Below are 18,451 nucleotides of genomic sequence, written 5' to 3'. Positions count from 1 at the left end.
GTGGATTTCCGCACAGATGCCCGAATGCCCCGTGCGATTTCCCGCACACCACAATCTTTCCCAAAGGCCAAGGGGTCTGGCGATTTCGTCTAACCACCTGACTTTTATGCATTTTCCCGATCAATGCCCCCGCGTCAAAACAACGCTTGCCCGGTGCGCCGGCCCGCCGCCACATAGCCGCGGACCCTTCGGGGCCGGGAGATACATGGAGGAGCAATCATGAAATTCCTGACGACCGCACTTACCGCGGCCACCCTCACCGCTGGCACCGTTGCCGGCACCGCCGCCCTCGCCGCCTGCGACGATGGCGAAATGGTGATCAAGTTCAGCCACGTCACCAACACCGACAAGCACCCCAAAGGCATCGCCGCCAACCTGCTCATGGAGCGGGTGAACGAAGAGATGAACGGGACTGCCTGCATGGAAGTGTACCCGAACTCGACCCTCTACAACGATGACCAGGTGCTCGAAGCCATGCTTCAGGGGGACGTGCAGCTCGCCGCGCCGTCGCTGTCCAAGTTCGAGACTTTCACCAAGGTCTTCCGCATTTTCGACCTGCCCTTCATGTTCGTGAACATGGACGCTGTCGATGCGTTCCAGAACTCGGAGACCGGTCAGGCGATGATGGACTCGATGCAGCGCCGCGGCCTGCAAGGTCTGGCCTTCTGGCACAACGGCCTGAAGCAGTTTTCGGCCAACAAGCCGCTCGAAGTGCCCGCTGACGCCGCTGGCCTCAAGTTCCGCGTGCAGCCCTCCGACGTGCTCGTCGCACAGATGGAGGCTCTCGACGCCTCGCCGCAACCGATGGCCTTCTCCGAAGTCTACGGCGCGCTTCAGACCGGCGTCGTCGACGGTCAGGAAAACACCTGGTCGAACATCTACGGCCAGAAGTTCTTCGAAGTGCAGGACGGTATCACCGAGACGAACCACGGTGTGCTCGACTACCTCGTCGTGGCCTCGGTCGACTGGCTCGACAGCCTCGACGAAGGTGTGCGCGATCAGTTCATGACCATCCTCAAAGAGGTCAGCGACGAACGGAACGCCGCCATCGCCGAAGTCGATGCCGAGAACCGTCAGGCCGTGCTCGACGCGGGCGCGACCATCCGCGAACTGACGCCGGAACAGCGCCAGCAGTGGGTCGACGCCATGAAGCCGGTGTGGGAGCAGTTCGAAGGCGACGTGGGCGCCGACAACATCGCCGCCGCACAGGAAATCAACGCCAGCATGTAAGCGGGCACGGGGCGGTGCGGGCAATTGGCCCGGGCCGCCCTCTTTCCATCCATCGCATGGGATTTTCGGGGGAGACGCCATGAGCGCGCCGGGACATCGCCGGGGCTTCGAAGAAACGGCCATCGCCATTCTTCTGGGCCTCATGACCACCGTGACATTCGTCAACGTGGTCCTTCGCTACGTTTTCAATGAATCGCTGATCTGGGGGCTCGAAATCACGCTGATCCTGTTCGCCTGGCTCGTCATCTTCGGGGTCAGCTACGGGGTGCGCGTGACGATGCACCTGGGCGTCGATGCGATCACCGGGCTTCTGTCGACCGGGCCGCGCCGCACGCTGGCGCTGATCTCGGCGGCCATCTGCCTCGTCTACGCCTTCCTCCTGCTCAAGGGCGCTTGGGATTACTGGGCCCCTTATGCGGGCATGTGGCAGACCGAGGGGCGCTGGTTCCCGCTGGGCTTCGATACCGGCACCCGTGACCGCGCCTTTTACATGACCGATCAGGTGCCGATGCCCGGTTTCCTCAAGTTTCTCGAGGACTGGATCAACATGGGCGAGGAATACGACAAGCTTCCGCGCGTCATTCCTTATGCGATCCTGCCCGTGGGCATGGCGCTTCTTCTCTTTCGCTTCATTCAGGCCACCATCGGCATCGTGCGTGGCCATTCCGACAGCCTCATCGTTTCCCACGAGATGGAAGACGATGTCGAAGCCGCCCGTGTGGAGGACTGATCCATGGACGTCGCACTTCTTTTTGTCCTGATCATCGGGCTTCTGCTGATCGGCGTGCCGATCGCCATTGCGCTTGGCTTCTCGTCGGTGCTGTTCCTGCTGGTCTTCTCGGAAACCTCGCTCGCCTCGGTGGCGCAAAGTTTCTATCAGGCGATGGCGGGACACTACACGCTGCTCGCGATCCCGTTCTTCATCCTCGCGTCCAGTTTCATGTCGACGGGCGGGGTGGCGCAACGGATCATCCGCTTTGCCATCGCGGTCGTGGGCCATTTCCGCGGCGGTCTGGCCATCGCGGGCGTCTTCGCCTGTATGCTCTTCGCCGCCCTGTCGGGCTCGTCGCCCGCCACCGTGGTCGCCATCGGCTCCATCGTCATCGCGGCGATGCGCCAACAGGGCTACACCAAGGACTTCGCGGCAGGCGTCATCGCCAACGCGGGCACGCTGGGCATCCTGATCCCGCCGTCCATCGTCATGGTCGTCTATGCCTCGTCCGTCGAAGTCTCGGTGGGCCGGATGTTCCTGGCAGGCGTCATCCCCGGCATCCTCGCGGGCCTGATGCTGATGATCGCGATCTACGTCATCGCGCGCATCCGCAACATGCCGGCGGGCAGCTTCGCGGGTTGGCGCGAGATCTACATGTCCTTCCGTGACGCGATCTGGGGTCTGCTCCTGATCGTCATCATCATGGTCGGCATCTACGGCATCCCCGGCATCACCGGCGCTATCTTCACGCCGACCGAAGCCGCCGCCGTCGCATCGATCTACGCTTTCATCGTGGCGACCTTCATCTATCGCGACATGGGGCCATTGGCCGAGAAGAACAACGATGGCGTCAAGAAGTCGCTCCTGTCCAAGCCGCAGGCGATCATCACGTCGCTGTGGCACCGCGACACCCGCGACACGCTGTTCGAGGCGGGCAAGCTGACCATCACCCTGATGTTCATCATCGCCAACGCGCTGATCCTGAAGCACGTGCTGACCGACGAACAGATCCCGCAACAGATCGCCAATGCGATGCTGTCGGCGGGCTTCGGCAAGATCATGTTCCTGATCATCGTGAACCTGATCCTGCTGATCGGCGGTCAGTTCATGGAGCCCTCGGGCCTTATCGTGATCGTGGCCCCGCTGGTGTTCCCGATCGCCATCGAACTGGGCGTGGACCCGATCCACCTCGGCATCATCATGGTCGTGAACATGGAAATCGGGATGATCACGCCGCCCGTCGGCCTGAACCTCTTCGTGACCTCGGGCGTGGCCGGGATGCCGATGATGAAGGTGGTGCGCGCGGCGCTCCCCTTCCTCGCGATCCTCTTCGTCTTCCTCATCATGGTGACCTACATCCCGATCATATCGACATGGCTGCCGACATTGATGATGGGACCGGAGATCATCACCAACTGACGACAAAGGCCGGGGCACCACCCCGGCCTTTCTCCTTGATACCTGGCCCGGCTTTCCGGTCCGGAAGTATCCCGGGGGTGCGGGGGCAGCGCCCCCGCCCGGGTCGGGCCGGTTCACCGGCCCGAAATCACCCCGGGGCCCGCTCTGCCCAACCCGCGAAAATCTTCTCCAGCGCCACGACGATGTAGTAGAGAACGATCCCCAGCAGCGCCAAGGCGATCAGCACCGCGAACATGAGCGGATAGTCCGAGTTGGTCTTGCCGCTGTCGAAGAGCGCGCCCAGCCCGCGCCCGTGGGGCGACACGATCTCCATAAGGTTCGTGCCGATGAAGGCCAGCGTCACGGCGACCTTCAGCGCGCCGAAGAACTCCGGCAGGGTCTTGGGCAGCGCGATTTTCCAGAAGATCGTCGCCTGTTTCGCGCCCAGCGCGCGCAGGATGTCGCGATACTCCGGCTCCAGCGTCGACAGGCCGATGCTGACCGAGACGGCGATGGGGAAGAACGAGATCATGAAGGCCATGAGGATCGTGTTGAAGTTGTGCTCGCCCACGAACATCAGCGCGACGATGGGCACCACGGTCGCCTTGGGGATGGCGTTGAATCCGACGAGCAGCGGGTAAAGCGCATCGCGCATCAGGCGCGAAAACCCCATTATCATGCCAAGGAACAGGCCGACGATCACGGCCAGCACCAGCCCCACGACCGTCCGCCACAGGGTCTGCCAACCCATCGTGATGAACAGGCCCCAGTATTTCGCGTAGGCCGGAGGTAGGTCCGAGGGTGAAGCCATGACGTAGTTCGGCCAGCCGTTCACCCAGACGAGCAATTCCCAAAAGACGAGGAACACCACCATCGCGGCGATCGGGGCCAAAACCGCGCGGCTGGTCAGGGCCTTGACGAACGAGCCGCCGGGCGTTGAGGGTTTCAGATCGGGTACGTAAGCCATTATGCAGCGGCCCTTCCTTGGGCCACTTCGATCTGGTGGCGCAGAATGTTCAGCATCTCCGCCGCTTCCGGCGTGTAAAGGTGGTCGAGGTCGCGGGGGCCGGTGTTGGGCACGTCCAGCACGTATTGGGTCATGGCCGGACGCTGGCTGAGGACGACGACCTGATCGGCCAGAAAGATCGACTCGCGCAGGTCATGGGTGATGAGGACACCTGTGAACGGCTCTTCCTCTTTCACCTTGTGCATGGTCTGCCACAGGTCTTCGCGGGTGAAAGCGTCGAGCGCGCCGAAAGGTTCATCGAGGATCAGAACTTCAGGCTTGTGGACCAGCGCACGGCAGAGCGACGCCCGCTGGCGCATCCCGCCCGACAATTCCGAGGGGCGCTTGTCGCCAAACCCCGTCAGGCCGACGAGGTCCAAGAGGTAATTCGCGCGCTCTTTCTGCTCGGCCTTGGTCATCTTGGTCGAGACGATTTCGAGCGGTAGCATGATGTTTTCCAGAATGGTCCGCCATTCCAGCATCACCGGGTTCTGGAACGCCATCCCGACGGTCGAGCGGGGGCCGGTCACCACCTCGCCATGCACCATCACGCGCCCCTCGTCCGGCTTCATCAGCCCGGCGATCAGACGGGTCAGCGTGGACTTGCCGCAGCCCGACGGGCCGACGACGGCGACGAAGCCCCCCTCGTTCACCGACACTTCCAGCCCGTTCAGAACCGGAAGCGGCCCCTTGGCGGTCTTGTAGGCGTGGCGCACGCCCTCGATTTTTATCATTGGGTACATGGTCCCACCCCTTTCCCCGGAACGGATTCCGGGCGCGAGGTACCCCCCGCGCCCGGCAAAAGGATCACTCCAGCGAGAAGCCGCCTTCGGGCAGGTATTCCTCGGTGAAGTAGAGCGACGCATCGGGTTCGTTCTGGAACTCGTAGGTCAGCTTGATCTGCTCGATGGCGCTGTCCATCCGCGCCTCGTCGATGGTGCCGAAGGCGGTCATCGCGGCTTCGGTGGCGACGTTCGCGTCGATGGACAGTTGCAGACGGCGGGTTTCCAGATCGGCATCCGCCGCCGGGTTCCGCTCCATCAGGCTGGTCACGGCCGTCGCCGGATCGGCAATCGCGTCTTTCCAACCCATCGCGACGGCTTCGAGGAAGCCTTTGACCACGTCCGGGTTTTCGGCGGCGAAGTCAGTGTTCACGATGATCGCGTTCCCGTAAAGGTCGACGCCGTAGTCGGCCATGAGCAGCGTGACGAGGTCATCTTCCTCCACACCCAGACGCGCGGCGTTCAGGTAGGAGGTGAACGAAAACCCGGTGATCGAGGCGACGTTGCCCTCGGCCAGCATCGGTTCGCGGGTCGGGAAACCCACGGGTTCCACCGTGATCGCATCCATGTCGAGGTCGTTTTCGGCGGCGAAGATCGGGAACTGCGCCCAGGCGCCATCGGGCGGCGGCGCGCCCAGCACTTTGCCTTCAAGCGACTTCGGATCGTCGGTGATGCCCAGCGAGGCCCGGCCGATCACGGCAAACGGCGGCTTGTCGTAGATCATCATCACGCCGGTCACGGGTGCGCCGGGGTTCTGGTCGAGGAACTTGATGACCGAGTTGATGTCGGCGAAGCCGATCGGGAACGCCCCGGTGGCGATTTTCGGGATCGCGTCGAGCGACCCGGCGCCTTCCGAAATCTCGACCGACAGCCCCTTTTCTTCGAAATATCCTTTGTCGATAGCGACGAAATACGGGGCGGCCGGGCCCTCGAATTTCCAGTCCAGCGCGAAAGGAACGTCGGTCTGGGCCGACGCGGCACCACCGATCAGCGTCAGAGCGGCGGCGGTTAGAACAGCGCGATGAAACACGATTGAGTCTCCCTTGTTTTCAAAGCCTCGGAACCATTGTTTCAGTTGAAACGGGCGGTCCAGAATATCCGTGCCCTTTTCAGGCGTTCGGAAGGCGTGCCTTAGGATTGCACACTTCGTGTCAACGTTTGCCTAAAATTTGACCTCAGGCAATGCTGCCGATCACTCGGCGGCCTGCGGGCGCAGGTGCGCCTCCAGCAGCGTGCCAAGCTCGGCGCGGCAGGAGCCGCAGTTCGTTCCCGCCTGAAGCTGCGCGCCGATGGCATCGACGCTCATCAGTCGGTGCTCTTCGATGGCCGCGACGATGGTGTTCAGCCCGACGCCGAAGCACGAACAGATCGTCGGCCCCGGATCGGGCATGTCTGCGGGCGCCCGGCCCGACAGCGCGGCGGGCGCGTCGGTGCCGACCAGCCCGGCCAGATAATCCCGCGTGATCGCCGCCGGTTCGCGCGAGATGAACAGGGCGGCCTCCAACCGACCATTCACGGTGAAGGCAAAGCGGTGCATGCCCCGCGTGGGGTCTTCGACCGCCTGAACTTCGGCACCCGTATCGAACAGATCGCGGGCAAAGCCCTCCCAATTCGCAGGCGTCGTCAGCCCGGCGAGTTCGGCGCGATACCCAGCATCGGTGCGGGTGCGCGTCCAGTATTCGGCCTTTGGCGATAGGTCGCGCGACGACACGGCAAACCCGTACCACGCAGCTTCGAAAGGCTCGACGCTGACGGTTGCGGCCTTACTTTCCGGCTGCCCCGACACCGGGTCCACGTGCCCCGGCACCAGCGCATCGACGCGGGCCGAAGGCGCGGTCTCACCCGTCCAGTGCATCGGCGCGAACACCTGACCGGGGCGCACCGCATCGGTGACCAGCGCGCGCAGAATGGCCGCGCCGTGATCGTTCGTCACCCTGACCAGCGCCGCGGGTTTCAGCCCCAACGCGCGGGCGTCTTGCGGGTGAATTTCAAGAAACGGCTCCGGCAGATGCGCGGATAGACGCGGCGATTTGGCGGTGCGCGTCATGGTGTGCCACTGGTCGCGCACCCGGCCCGTGTTGAACCGGAAGGGCCGTGCATCGGACAGGCCCGACACCGGCGCACGGTGCGACACCGGAACCATCCGCGCCTTGCCATCGGGGGTGAAAAACCGCCCGTCGCCGAAGAACCGCCCGCCGCTGCGCGTGGCCGACACCGGCCAGCGCACCGGGGCGAGCGCGTCGTAGTCCGCGTCGCTCAGTTCGGCCAACGCCGAGATGTCGAAGTCGCGCCCGAAACGCGCGGCCAGACCCGACAGCGCGGCATATTCGCGAAAGATCTCGGCGGGCGACTGGAAATCGAAGGCAGCGCCCCAGCCCATTCGCCGCCCGACCTCGGCGATGATCTCCCAATCCGGGCGGGCCTCGCCCGGTGGGGTCAGCGCCGCGCGCTGGCGACTGATCGTCCGGTCGGAGTTGGTCACCGTTCCCGACTTTTCGCCCCATGCCGCCGCAGGTAGCAGCACGTCGGCCATTCGCGCGGTATCGGTTCGGTCGGTCACGTCGCTCACGACCACGAAATCGCAGCCCGCGATGGCATCGCGCACCCGGTCGGCATCCGGCATCGAAACCGCCGGGTTCGTATGGATGATCCAGACCGCCTTGATCTGCCCCTCGCCCACGGCGCGGAACATATCGACGGCCTTCAGCCCGGCAGCCTCGGGCATCTCGGGCGAGGTCCAGAAATCCTGCACCGTGGCCCGGTGTTCGGCGTTTTCCAGATCGAGATGACAGGTCAGCATGTTCGCCAGCCCGCCCACCTCACGCCCGCCCATCGCGTTGGGCTGACCCGTGACCGAGAACGGCCCCATCCCGACCCGCCCGATCCGGCCTGTCGCGAGATGACAATTCAGGATCGCGTTCACCTTGTCCGTGCCCGAGGTCGACTGGTTCACACCCTGGGAAAAGACCGTGACGACCTTCTCGGTCCCGCACCACAGATCGAAAAAGGCCCGGAGCTCGGCCTCGCCAAGCCCCGTGGCCGACAGATCGTCTCCGGCGGCGGAAACGAGAGCCTCCTCAAGCCCGGTGACGTTTTCGGCAAAGGCGTGGTCGATCTTTCCACGCAGGGAGATTTCATTGAGCAGACCGTTGAACAGCGCCACGTCGCCACCCGGCGCGACGGCAAGGTGCAGGTCGGCCCCGTCGCAAGACGCGGTGCGGCGCGGGTCGATCACCACCAGCTTCGTGCCGCGTTTTTTGCGCGCCGCAAGGATGCGTTGGTAGAGAACCGGATGACACCATGCGAGGTTCGATCCCGTCAGCACGATCAGGTCGGCCTCTTCCAGATCTTCATAGGTGCCGGGCACCGTATCGGTCCCGAAGGCCCGCTTGTGCGCGGCCACGGTCGACGCCATGCACAGGCGCGAGTTGGTGTCGATGTTCGCTGTGCCGAAGAACCCTTTGGCCAGCTTGTTCGCGACGTAATAATCCTCGGTCAGCAACTGGCCCGAGACATAGAGCGCCACGCTATCGGGGCCGTGCTTGGCGATGGTGTCGCCAAACCGCTCCGCAACCATGTCGAGCGCCTCGTCCCAACCCGCCGAGCGCGCGCCGATGCGCGGGCTCATCAGCCGGTCGTCCAGCCCAAGGGTCTGGCCAAGTTGCGAACCTTTGGAGCACAGCTTGCCCCGATTCGCCGGATGCGCCGGGTCACCCTTGACCTCCATCCCGCCCTGCCCGTCGGGGCGAAGCAGCACGCCGCAACCCACCCCGCAATAAGGGCAGGTCGAGCGGATCTCGGGCAGGCCCGTCCCGTCCATCAGGCGGCGCTCCTCGCAGCGAGTTCGGTGATGTCGAGGAACAGCCGGCCCCCTTCGACACGGATCGGATAGGTCGCGATCACGCCCTCGTCCGCCCCCTGCGCCTCCCCGGTTTCAAGGCTGAAGACCCAGTTATGGAGCGGGCAGGTCACCTTGTTGCCGTGCACGATCCCCTCGGACAGCGGACCGCCCTTGTGGGGGCAACGATCCGAGGCCGCGAAGACCTCGTCGCTCGCCGTGCGGAACACCGCGACGCAGCCCGAATGGGTTTTCACAAGACGCGCGCCCCGTTCCGGGATGTCGTCGATATGGCCGATGTCGATCCAGTTCATTCCGCAGCCTCCAGCATGAGATTGGCGAGCGGCGCATAGCGCTCGGACTTGGCGACTTCCGCCGCCCACGGGTCGGTGCGATAGACCGATTGGGAAATCTCGAACCGCTCCACGAGGTCCGCGCGCGTGCCAGCATCCGCCAGCGTATCCTTGACCCAGTCGAGCCCGACCTTGGCGACCCATTTGTAGGGCCGGTCGAGATACTTGGCGCGCTCGCGGTAAAGCTGGATGAACGCCGTCACCCATTCGAGCACTTCGTCCTCGGTCTTCACCGCGACGAGCGCCTCGGTCTCCTTCACCTCCATGCCCGCAGCGCCCGCGACCGAGATCTGGTAGCCGCTGTCGACGCAGACGACGCCCACGTCCTTGCAGGTCGCCTCGGCACAGTTGCGCGGGCAGCCAGAGACGCCCAGCTTGACCTTGTGCGGCGTCCACGACCCCCAGAGCAGCTTTTCCAGCTTGATGCCCAGACCCGTCGAATCCTGTGTGCCGAAGCGGCACCATTCCGATCCCACGCAGGTTTTCACCGTGCGCAGACCCTTGGAATAGGCATGGCCCGACACCATCCCGGCGGCGTTCAGGTCGCGCCAGATCGCGGGCAGATCCTCTTTCTTGACGCCCAGAAGGTCGATGCGCTGACCGCCCGTCACCTTGACCACCGCACCGTATTTGTCGGCGGCATCGGCGATGGCGCGCAGTTCGTTCGCGTCGGTCATCCCGCCCCACATCCGGGGCATGACGGAATATGTCCCGTCCTTCTGGATGTTGGCATGGTTGCGCTCGTTCACGAACCGCGACTGCGGGTCGTCCATGTAGTCGAGCGGCCAGTCCGCGAGTAGATAGAAGTTCACGGCGGGGCGGCAGACGTGGCAGCCGTTCACCGTCTTCCACCCCAGTTCCTGCCAGACGGCGGGTTGGGATTTCAGTTCCTGCGACTTGATGAGCCGTCGAACATCCTCATGCGTATGGTCGGTGCAACCGCAGATCGGCTGGGCCGTCGGCATCTGGAAATCGTCGCCCAGCGTGGCGGCAAGCACCTGTTCCACCAGCCCCGTGCAGGTGCCGCAGGAACTCGACGCCTTGGTCGTTGCGCGAACGGCGGCCAGATCGCCTGCCCCGCCTTCGATCGCCTGAACGATTGTGCCTTTGCAAACGCCGTTGCAGCCGCAGATTTCCGCATCATCCGGCAAGGCTGCAACGGCCGCCAAAGGGTCCGCCGTGGCCCCCCCTTTGAACGCTGGTCCGAAGATCAGGGTATCGCGCATCTCGGCGACATCCGTGCCGTCCTTGATGTGGTTGTAGAACCATGCGCCATCGCCGGTGTCGCCATACATCACCGCGCCCACGATCCGGTTGCCTTCCAGCACCAGCCGCTTGTAGACGCCGCGCGCCGGGTCGCGGAACACGATATCCTCGCGGTTGGCGGCTTCGGCGAAATCCCCCGCGCTGAACAGGTCGCAGCCCGTCACCTTGAGCTTGGTCGACACCTCCTTGTTCACGAAGGTCGCCTCTTCGCAAAGCAGGGTCTTGGCGAGCACCTTGGCCTGATCGTAAAGCGGCGCGACAAGGCCGAAAATCGCCCCGTTGTGCTCCACACATTCGCCCAGCGCGAAAATGCTGGGGTCCGAGGTCACCATCTGGTCATCCACATGAATGCCTTTGCCGGTGGCAAGCCCGGTGTCCTGCGCGAGCGCGATGTTGGGCCGGATGCCGACCGCCATGACCAGGAGGTCACAGGGCAGTTCCGTCCCATCATCGAGCATCAGGGCCTTCACCCGGCCGTTCTCGCCGATGATCTCTTTCGAGTTCGCCTGACAGAGAACGGTGATGCCCTTGTCCGTGAGTGATTTGCGCAGAAGGTATCCGGCCGCCTCGTCGAGCTGACGCTCCATGAGGTGACCCATGATGTGAACGACGGTGACGTCGACACCACGCGCGGCCATCCCGGCGGCGGCTTCGAGACCCAGAAGCCCCCCGCCGATCACCACAGCTTTCGCACCGGGCTTGTCGCCGAGCTGCATCATGGCCTCGGTGTCCTCGAGGTCGCGGTAGGGGATCACACCGTCCAGATCGTGACCCGGCAGCGGAATGATGAACGGGTTCGACCCGGTGCCGAAAACCAGTTTGTCGTAAGTGACTTCGCCCTTCTCACCGACGACCACCTTACGCTCCCGGTCGATGCGCAGCACGGGCTCGCCGAACCGGCAAGTGACGCCGTTCGCGGCATACCAGTCGTCGTCATGCGTGACGATCTCGTCATAGGTCTTGTCGCCCGACAGGACCGGCGACAACATCAGACGGTTGTAGTTCCCGCGCGGCTCGGCGTTGAACAGCGTCACGTCGTAAGCGTCGGGGTTGGCGTCGAACAGATGCTCCAGCATCCGGCCCGAGGCCATGCCGGCCCCGATGACAACGAGTTTCTCGGTCATTGCAGCGCCTCCTTCGGGTAAGCGGCTTGTTTCATCACGGATGACAGGGTGCCGTAGGCTTCGATCCATGCGGTCCGCACGTCGGACGTGAAATCCGGGCCAAGCCCCTGCTCCAACGTGCGGATGAGCGATGCACCGACCTTGTCGTAATGCTCAGGCTGGACGCCGTAATCGACGTGCCGGATGGCGAGCGCCTGCGCGGCGGGAACGATCTGGTCGAGCTTGTGCAACCCGTTCACAACGACGGCGAGCGTGCCCATCAGCTTCATGCCCTGCTCGTTCATGTTGCCTTTGAACAGGGGGCGCACGTCCGGTGCGGTCGCGAACAGGTCCGAGTAGAAGAGTTCGGCCGCCGTCGCCTTGATCGGTTCGACCTTGGCGAAGCTTTCCTGAACCAGCGTGATCGTCTTGTCGTCCATGCCCGTCACTCCGCGGCCACGGCTTTGGGCGCGTCCACATCCGCAGCTTTGGGTTTCGGTTTCGCGCCGTGCTCATATTCGTCGAGGAAGTTCAGAACCTCTTCGCGGTAGTGGTAGTAATCCGGGTGTTCCAGCAGCGCCTTGCGCGTGCGCGGGCGCGGCAGATCGACCTCGGTGATCTTGCCGATGGTCGCCTGCGGCCCGTTGGTCATCATCACCACCCGGTCGGCCAGCAGGATCGCCTCGTCTACATCATGCGTGACGCAGATCGCGGTGACCTTGGTGCGGTCCCAGACCTCCATCAGCACTTCCTGAAGCTCCCACCGGGTCAGGCTGTCGAGCATCCCGAAGGGTTCGTCGAGGAGCAGGAGTTTCGGTGACAAGGCAAAGGCGCGCGCGATGCCGACGCGCTGGCGCATCCCGTTCGACATATCCACCGCCGACTTGTCCATCGCATCGCCCAGACCGACGCGTTCGAGGTAGTATTCCACCACGTCCTGACGCTCGGCCCGCGAGGCTTTCGGATAAACCTTGTCCACCCCGATCGCGACATTCTCTTTCGCGGTGAGCCACGGGAACAGGTTGGGCGACTGGAACACCACGGCGCGCTCCGGGTCGGCCTCGACCACTTCCTTGCCGTCCAAAATGATCCCGCCCTTCGAGATCGCGTTCAGCCCGGCGGTCATGGTCAGGACCGTCGACTTGCCGCAGCCCGAATGCCCGATCAGCGAAATGAACTCGCCTTTCTTCAGGTTCAGGTCGAAATCCTCGACCACCGTGAGCGGCCCCTTGGGGGTCGGGTAGATCTTATGGATGTGCGAGAATTCGAGGTATTTCTCGTCCAGCTTCGACTTCGCCGCCTCGACCACCGCATTCGGGGCCTCGGGGTCCATGTTGTGAATGGCTGTCACATTGGGCAGCTGGCGGATGCCCTCCGCCTTGGCTTCGATCCCCACGTCCATCAGGTAAGTCGTCACCCGCGCCCTGAGCGCCTTGAACGTCTCGTCATGGTTCATGGCCGAGCGATCACGCGGACGCTCGAGCCCCACCCTGAACTCTTCGCCCAAGCTGCCGTCCGGGTTCAGCGCGATGATCCGGTCGGCCAGCAGAATGGCCTCGTCCACATCGTTGGTGATGAGCACGCAGGTCTTCTTGTCGGCGTTCCAGATCGCCTCGATCTCGTCGCCCAGATTGGCGCGGGTCAGCGCGTCGAGCGCGGAAAGCGGCTCGTCCAGCAGCAGAACCTCGGGATTCATGGCCAGCGCACGCGCGACATTCACCCGTTGACGCATCCCGCCCGACAGCTCCGCCGGGCGGCGCGTGACGGCGTGGGACAGGCCAACCATCTGCACGTACTTGGCAACGGTCGCTTCCTTCTCGGCCTTCGGCATCTTGGGGAAGACGGATTCCAGCGCCAGCATGACGTTCCCGTGCACCGTGAGCCACGGCATGAGCGAATAGCTCTGAAAGATCACGCCGCGCTCGGGGCCGGGGCCGTCGATGGGTTTGCCGCGGAAGGTGACGCTGCCCTTGGTCGGAAACTCCAGACCGGCCATCAGGTTGATGAGGGTGGTCTTGCCGGAGCCGGAGAACCCGAGAAGGACAAGAAACTCACCCTCCTGCACCTCAAGGTCGATGTCTTTCAAGACATGGGTCGCTTCTGTGCCTTCACCGAAGGACTTCGAGACGTTCTTGAACTGGATGACGGACATGACGCTCACCGATTGTTCGAGAAGGTGAAGGCCGACTGAAGCGCATACATCACGCGGTCGAGCAGGAAGCCGATGATGCCGATGGTGAACACCGCGACCATGATCCGGGCGAGCGATTGGCTGGAACCGTTCTGGAACTCGTCCCACACGAACTTGCCGAGGCCGGGGTTCTGGGCGAGCATTTCGGCGGCGATCAGAACCATCCAGCCCACACCCAGCGACAGGCGCAGCCCGGTGAAGATGAGCGGCAGGGCGGACGGGAGCACCAGCTTGGTGATCTTGGTCCAGGTGTTCATCTTGAGCACCTTCGAGACCGAGACGAGGTCTTTGTCGATGGAGGAAACACCCAGCGAGGTGTTGATGAGCGTGGGCCAGAGCGAACAGAGCGTCACGGTGATGGCCGAGATGATGAAGCTTTTCGGCAAGAGCCCGTCCGTGCCCTCGGCCGCCAGCGCCGAGACGATCATTGTCACGATGGGCAGCCAGGCGAGCGGCGAGACCGGCTTGAAGATCTGAACGATGGGGTTGATCGCGGCGTTCGCGATGGGCGACAGGCCCGCGACGATGCCGAGCGGAATGGCGATGGCCGAACCGATCAGGAAGCCGAAGAACACGGTCTTGATCGAGGTCCAGATCTGGTCGTAGTAGCTCGGCGCGCCGGTAAAGGGGATGTCCTTCACTTTGTCCATCTCGCCCGCTTCGATGTAACGCTGGTTGCGCGCCTCGACGCGCTCGTTGTGCTGGGCTTCCTTGGCGGCCTTTTCCACGGCGTCGCCATGCAGGCTGACCACTTCGGTCCAGACCTGCGCGGGGCCGGGGATCGCCCCGAGCGAGGTCTGAACCTTGGGCGCGAGCGTGCCCCAGAGCACGAGGAAGGCGAGGATCGCGACCAGCGGCACACCCAGCAAGCGCCAGACATCTTTCATCTGGGCTTTCGGGTTGTCGCCGGCGACGGCTTTCAGGATCGGGGTGATCCAGGCGAGGCCGAGAACCTTGAAGTAGGTGTCGGCCTTGTTGATGCGGGTGAAGAGCCGGGCCTTGCGGGCCTCGCGCGCGTCCGCCTCAGCGAAATTGGGATCGACGGTTGTCATGGGTTCTCGTCCTAAAGTTCGAGTGTGGTCAGGAGGGTCGCTCCTCCGCTCGTCGAGCGACGTCGCTCGTCAGAGCGGAGGAGCAATTGGCTTAGCCTTGGATTTCGTTACCCACGACTTTCTGTTCGCCCTTCAGGCCGATCGGCAGGCTTTCGAGATAGGCGTTGGGCTGCGAGCCGTCGAAACCGATGCCGTCGATTACGTCTTCGGCCGGGGTCGGGTCTTTGTAGCCATCCTCATCGGCAGGCGGGAACATATCCTCGGTCGCGTAGCCCTCTTCGATGAGGAGCGCGGCGGCTTCCATGTAGATGTCCGGCTTGTAGACCGAGCGGGCGACCTCGTCGTACCAGCTATCGGGCTTGGCTTCCGCGATCTGGCCCCAGCGGCGCATCTGGGTCAGATACCAGACCGCGTCGGAATAGTAGGGATAGGTCGCGTTGTAACGGAAGAACACGTTGAAGTCGGGGACTTCACGCTTGTCGCCCTTCTCATACTCGAACGTGCCGGTCATCGAGTTGGCGATGACTTCGTAATCCGCGCCGACATATTCGGGACGCGACAGGATTTCCACGGCTTCCGGCCGGTTGGCGTTGTCGTTTTCGTCCAGCCACATGGCGGCACGGATCAGCGCCTTGGTCACGGCGAGCGTGGTGTTCGGATACTGCTCGGCGAACTCGGCGGTGATGCCGAACACCTTTTCCGGGTTGTTCTTCCACAGCTCGTAATCGGTGATGACCGGAACCCCGATCCCTTTGAACACGGCCTGCTGGTTCCACGGCTCACCCACGCAGTAGCCCGAGATGGTGCCAGCTTCGAGCGTGGCGGGCATCTGCGGCGGCGGCGTCACGGACAGGAAGGCTTCGGCGCCGATCTGGCCGGTCACGTCCTCGGGCGAGTAATAACCGGGCTCGATCCCGCCGGCGGCCAGCCAGTAGCGCAGCTCGTAGTTATGGGTCGAGACCGGGAACACCATGCCCATGTTGAAGGGCTTGCCGTTCGCGTTGAACTCTTCGATCACGGGCTTGAGGTAGCTGGCCGAAATCGGGTGCGACACGAGGCCGTCGTCGTTCGTCGGCAGGTTCGGCTTCATCATCTCCCAGACTTCGTTGGACACGGTGATGCCGTTGCCGTTCAGGTCCATCGAGAAGGGGGTGATGATATGCGCCTCGGTGCCGTAACCGATTGTCGCGGCCAGCGGCTGACCGGCGAGCATGTGCGCCCCGTCCAGCGTGCCCGAGATCACGCCGTCCAGCAGCACCTTCCAGTTGGCCTGCGCTTCCAGTGTCACGAACAGGCCCTCGTCATCGAAGAACCCTTGCTCATAGGCGACGGCGAGCGGCGCCATGTCGGTCAGCTTGATGAAGCCGAAGGTCAGCACGTCTTTTTCGAGGTCCAGCATCTCGGCCGAGGCCGGCGCGGTGAGCGCGGTCGAAGCGGCAAGAGCAACGATCAGTTTCTTCATGGTTTCAGGTTCCCTTTGTGTGTCCCGAAGGCCGAAGCCAAAACGAAAAAGCCGCTCGAATCGTCATCGCGGGGAGGAGGTCGCGACACGGTTCGAGCGGCTTTGCTCAGTATGATCCCAGTCACTGGGAGGAATTCGTAGGCGGACATCGTTGCCCGCCTGTCATCATGAGTGCGCCCGTTTCGCGATGCGCTCAACAAAACCTTTGCCGCAGACAACGAAAAAACGCTGCGGTGCAGAAAGTGCTTAATTCTTGTGCGTGATTTTCGACCGGATCGTCGCGTCCGGGTCAAAAGTGCGCCGGTCGAAGAACAGATCGGGCGGCAGGGTCAGGCGCCCATACTCGCTCGCCACCGGGGTTTCGACCTCGATCGAGCCCTCGATCTTCGAGGAAGCGCCGGGCAGATCGAGGGCGATTCCCTCCAGCGCGGCGCGGTAAAGATCGGGGCGGAAGACCTGCGCCGCCTGTCGCAGCGACTCTTCCCGATCAAGCCCCATACGCGCGGCAAGCTGGTTCGCGATCCACTGGGCCTGACTGCGCCACGGAAAGTTCGCCGCGCCTTTGTGAAAGCCGACGAACCCGTCGACGGTGCGCTGCTCGCCCCGGCTGGAAATGATGAGATTGCCGGACAGGGCCCGTTCGATCACCTCGGGCGGCAGGTCGAGGTATTCGGGCCGCGACAGAAGCTCGGCGGTCAGAAGCCGCGATTCCGGGTCCGCGATCCAGCGCCCCGACCGATAGACCGCGCGGATCAGGCGCGCGGACAGCCCGGTTTCGGCGGAGGCCCAGTCCGAGCGGACGGCCAGCACCTTTTCGGGCGAGAAACTCCAGATCGACTTGCCGGGCAGCAGCAGTGCGCCGACGCCGTTCTCGACGGCGATGGACCCCCACGGTTCCCCCACGCAGAACGCGTCGATCTCGCCCGCCTCTATGGCATCGGCCATAAGCGGCGGCGGCATCGTCTTGATGTCCACCCCCTGCGGCGCGGGCAGACCCAACGAGGACAGCCAGTAATAAAGCAGTTCGGCATGCATCGACAGCGGGAAGGGAACGCCGATGCGCAACCGGTCCACCTTGGCGGCGATCAACGCCTCGCCCGCCGATCTGGCGTCGCGAAAGTCGAAGCCGTGCCCGTTGTCGCGCAGCCGGTCCTCAAGCGCACGCGACACCCCGATGACCGTGCCGTTCACCGACAGAACGGCCAGCGCCGACAGATCGGCCCCGGCCCCGCCCAGCCCCATCGCGGTCGCGACGGGCACAGGCGACAGCATATGCGCCGCATCGACACGGCCGAACACGAGCATGTCACGCAGCGACGACCAACTCGGCGCGCGCACGAGGTCGAGCGTCAGACCTTCTTCGGCCGCGAACCCCATCTCCTGCGCCACGATCAGCGGCGCGGCATCGACCAGCGGGATGAACCCGACGGACAGCACAGCACCCTTCATGACAACAGCCCCGCCGTCGTCACAAGCGCCTGCGCCACGTCGGCCACGCGCTTGTTCTGGTCCATCGCGGCCTTGCGCAGGATCGCATAAGCCTCGTCCTCGTCCACCTTCCGCGCCTTCATGATGATCCCCTTGGCGCGGTCGATCAGCTTGCGCTCTTCCAGCGCCCGCTTGGTCGTCTCAAGCTCCACCCGCATCCTTTGAAACATATTGAACCGCGTGACGGCGGCATCGAGGATCGGCTTGAGCCGGTCCGATTTCAGCCCGTCGACCACATAGGCCGACACCCCGGCCTCGATCGCGGCCCGCGTCAGCCCCTCGTCCGACGTGTCCACGAACATCGCCACGGGCCGTTCGAGCGGACCGGAGGCCAGCGCCAGTTCTTCCAGCGTGTCGCGCGACGGGTTCTCGATATCGACCAGAACCACGTCCGGTTTCAGATCCTTGATCTTGCCCGCAAGGTCGTTGGTTTCCGCGACGACCGTCACCTCGAAATCCCCGGCGACGCGCAGGCTTTCCTCGATCAGGATGCCGCGTTCCCGGTTCTTTTCGACGATGACGACGGAAAGCTTGTCTTTCATGCCCCTAGGCCAAGCCCGCCCCGGCGGA

The 18,451-nt window shown here is 63.8% G+C and carries 15 protein-coding genes; 3 read left to right on the top strand and 12 right to left on the bottom strand.

Going from position 1 to position 18,451, the window contains the following annotated elements:
• The first annotated feature begins 219 nt into the window (after positions 1–219).
• The 3 genes from FCT00_RS07245 to FCT00_RS07235 all read left to right on the top strand — a co-directional run bounded on the left by FCT00_RS07245 (position 220) and on the right by FCT00_RS07235 (position 3,361).
• On the top strand, positions 220–1,230 hold the full coding sequence (locus FCT00_RS07245) for a DctP family TRAP transporter solute-binding subunit (protein ID WP_008332061.1): 1,011 nt from the start codon (positions 220–222) through the stop codon (positions 1,228–1,230).
• Between the two features lie 79 nt (positions 1,231–1,309).
• Positions 1,310–1,960, top strand: a complete 651-nt coding sequence (locus tag FCT00_RS07240) for a TRAP transporter small permease (RefSeq protein ID WP_138422418.1) — start codon at positions 1,310–1,312, stop codon at positions 1,958–1,960.
• Between the two features lie 3 nt (positions 1,961–1,963).
• The gene (locus tag FCT00_RS07235) at positions 1,964–3,361 is read left to right on the top strand and encodes a TRAP transporter large permease (RefSeq protein WP_008332065.1); all 1,398 of its coding nucleotides are present in this window, start codon (positions 1,964–1,966) and stop codon (positions 3,359–3,361) included.
• A gap of 127 nt (positions 3,362–3,488) precedes the next feature.
• On the opposite strand, the gene FCT00_RS07230 is transcribed toward FCT00_RS07235, so the two are convergent.
• The 12 genes from FCT00_RS07230 to FCT00_RS07175 all read right to left on the bottom strand — a co-directional run bounded on the left by FCT00_RS07230 (position 3,489) and on the right by FCT00_RS07175 (position 18,423).
• Positions 3,489–4,214 carry an ABC transporter permease gene (locus tag FCT00_RS07230; RefSeq protein ID WP_050772036.1) on the bottom strand — a complete coding sequence of 242 codons (726 nt, stop codon included), beginning with the start codon at positions 4,212–4,214 and terminating at the stop codon, positions 3,489–3,491.
• 92 nt (positions 4,215–4,306) lie between these two features.
• Positions 4,307–5,089, bottom strand: a complete 783-nt coding sequence (locus FCT00_RS07225; protein ID WP_138422417.1) for an ABC transporter ATP-binding protein — start codon at positions 5,087–5,089, stop codon at positions 4,307–4,309.
• Positions 5,090–5,153: 64 nt separating this feature from the next.
• Positions 5,154–6,158: an ABC transporter substrate-binding protein gene (locus FCT00_RS07220; protein ID WP_138422416.1), complete on the bottom strand. Its 1,005-nt coding sequence runs from the start codon at positions 6,156–6,158 to the stop codon at positions 5,154–5,156.
• Positions 6,159–6,320: 162 nt separating this feature from the next.
• On the bottom strand, positions 6,321–8,948 hold the full coding sequence (locus FCT00_RS07215; RefSeq protein ID WP_138422415.1) for a nitrate reductase: 2,628 nt from the start codon (positions 8,946–8,948) through the stop codon (positions 6,321–6,323).
• Positions 8,948–9,280: a nitrite reductase small subunit NirD gene (nirD, locus tag FCT00_RS07210; RefSeq protein WP_138422414.1), complete on the bottom strand. Its 333-nt coding sequence runs from the start codon at positions 9,278–9,280 to the stop codon at positions 8,948–8,950. The genes FCT00_RS07215 and nirD overlap by 1 nt, the downstream gene beginning before the upstream one ends.
• Positions 9,277–11,709, bottom strand: coding sequence for a nitrite reductase large subunit NirB (gene nirB / locus FCT00_RS07205; protein ID WP_138422413.1), 2,433 nt, complete (start codon positions 11,707–11,709; stop codon positions 9,277–9,279). Before nirB ends, nirD begins: the two co-directional genes overlap by 4 nt.
• Entirely contained in the window at positions 11,706–12,128 is a 423-nt protein-coding gene (locus FCT00_RS07200; RefSeq protein ID WP_138422412.1) for a globin family protein, read from the bottom strand. The genes nirB and FCT00_RS07200 overlap by 4 nt, the downstream gene beginning before the upstream one ends.
• Before the next feature lie 5 nt (positions 12,129–12,133).
• Positions 12,134–13,840: an ABC transporter ATP-binding protein gene (locus FCT00_RS07195; protein ID WP_138422411.1), complete on the bottom strand. Its 1,707-nt coding sequence runs from the start codon at positions 13,838–13,840 to the stop codon at positions 12,134–12,136.
• Between the two features lie 5 nt (positions 13,841–13,845).
• Complete coding sequence (locus FCT00_RS07190) at positions 13,846–14,931, bottom strand: ABC transporter permease (protein ID WP_138422410.1); 1,086 nt, start codon at positions 14,929–14,931, stop codon at positions 13,846–13,848.
• A gap of 91 nt (positions 14,932–15,022) precedes the next feature.
• A complete protein-coding gene (locus tag FCT00_RS07185; RefSeq protein ID WP_138422409.1) occupies positions 15,023–16,393 on the bottom strand; it encodes a CmpA/NrtA family ABC transporter substrate-binding protein in 1,371 nt (456 codons plus the stop codon).
• Positions 16,394–16,639: 246 nt separating this feature from the next.
• On the bottom strand, positions 16,640–17,842 hold the full coding sequence (locus FCT00_RS07180; RefSeq protein ID WP_138422408.1) for a CmpA/NrtA family ABC transporter substrate-binding protein: 1,203 nt from the start codon (positions 17,840–17,842) through the stop codon (positions 16,640–16,642).
• Positions 17,839–18,423 carry an ANTAR domain-containing response regulator gene (locus FCT00_RS07175; RefSeq protein WP_008332103.1) on the bottom strand — a complete coding sequence of 195 codons (585 nt, stop codon included), beginning with the start codon at positions 18,421–18,423 and terminating at the stop codon, positions 17,839–17,841. The genes FCT00_RS07180 and FCT00_RS07175 overlap by 4 nt, the downstream gene beginning before the upstream one ends.
• Positions 18,424–18,451: the final 28 nt, after the last annotated feature.

It is taken from the genome of Maritimibacter alexandrii (assembly GCF_005871115.1).
Lineage (GTDB): Bacteria > Pseudomonadota > Alphaproteobacteria > Rhodobacterales > Rhodobacteraceae > Maritimibacter > Maritimibacter alkaliphilus.
This window is presented reverse-complemented; position numbering and strand designations above follow the sequence as displayed.

Coding starts and splice junctions, on each gene's coding strand:
- FCT00_RS07215 (WP_138422415.1), bottom strand. CDS start 8,948: ATGGACGGGACGGGCCTGCCCGAGATCCGCTCGACCTGCCCTTATTGC.
- nirB (WP_138422413.1), bottom strand. CDS start 11,709: ATGACCGAGAAACTCGTTGTCATCGGGGCCGGCATGGCCTCGGGCCGG.
- FCT00_RS07230 (WP_050772036.1), bottom strand. CDS start 4,214: ATGGTGGTGTTCCTCGTCTTTTGGGAATTGCTCGTCTGGGTGAACGGC.
- FCT00_RS07180 (WP_138422408.1), bottom strand. CDS start 17,842: ATGAAGGGTGCTGTGCTGTCCGTCGGGTTCATCCCGCTGGTCGATGCC.
- FCT00_RS07185 (WP_138422409.1), bottom strand. CDS start 16,393: ATGAAGAAACTGATCGTTGCTCTTGCCGCTTCGACCGCGCTCACCGCG.
- FCT00_RS07235 (WP_008332065.1), top strand. CDS start 1,964: ATGGACGTCGCACTTCTTTTTGTCCTGATCATCGGGCTTCTGCTGATC.
- FCT00_RS07225 (WP_138422417.1), bottom strand. CDS start 5,089: ATGTACCCAATGATAAAAATCGAGGGCGTGCGCCACGCCTACAAGACC.
- FCT00_RS07195 (WP_138422411.1), bottom strand. CDS start 13,840: ATGTCCGTCATCCAGTTCAAGAACGTCTCGAAGTCCTTCGGTGAAGGC.
- FCT00_RS07240 (WP_138422418.1), top strand. CDS start 1,310: ATGAGCGCGCCGGGACATCGCCGGGGCTTCGAAGAAACGGCCATCGCC.
- nirD (WP_138422414.1), bottom strand. CDS start 9,280: ATGAACTGGATCGACATCGGCCATATCGACGACATCCCGGAACGGGGC.
- FCT00_RS07190 (WP_138422410.1), bottom strand. CDS start 14,931: ATGACAACCGTCGATCCCAATTTCGCTGAGGCGGACGCGCGCGAGGCC.
- FCT00_RS07175 (WP_008332103.1), bottom strand. CDS start 18,423: ATGAAAGACAAGCTTTCCGTCGTCATCGTCGAAAAGAACCGGGAACGC.
- FCT00_RS07245 (WP_008332061.1), top strand. CDS start 220: ATGAAATTCCTGACGACCGCACTTACCGCGGCCACCCTCACCGCTGGC.
- FCT00_RS07200 (WP_138422412.1), bottom strand. CDS start 12,128: ATGGACGACAAGACGATCACGCTGGTTCAGGAAAGCTTCGCCAAGGTC.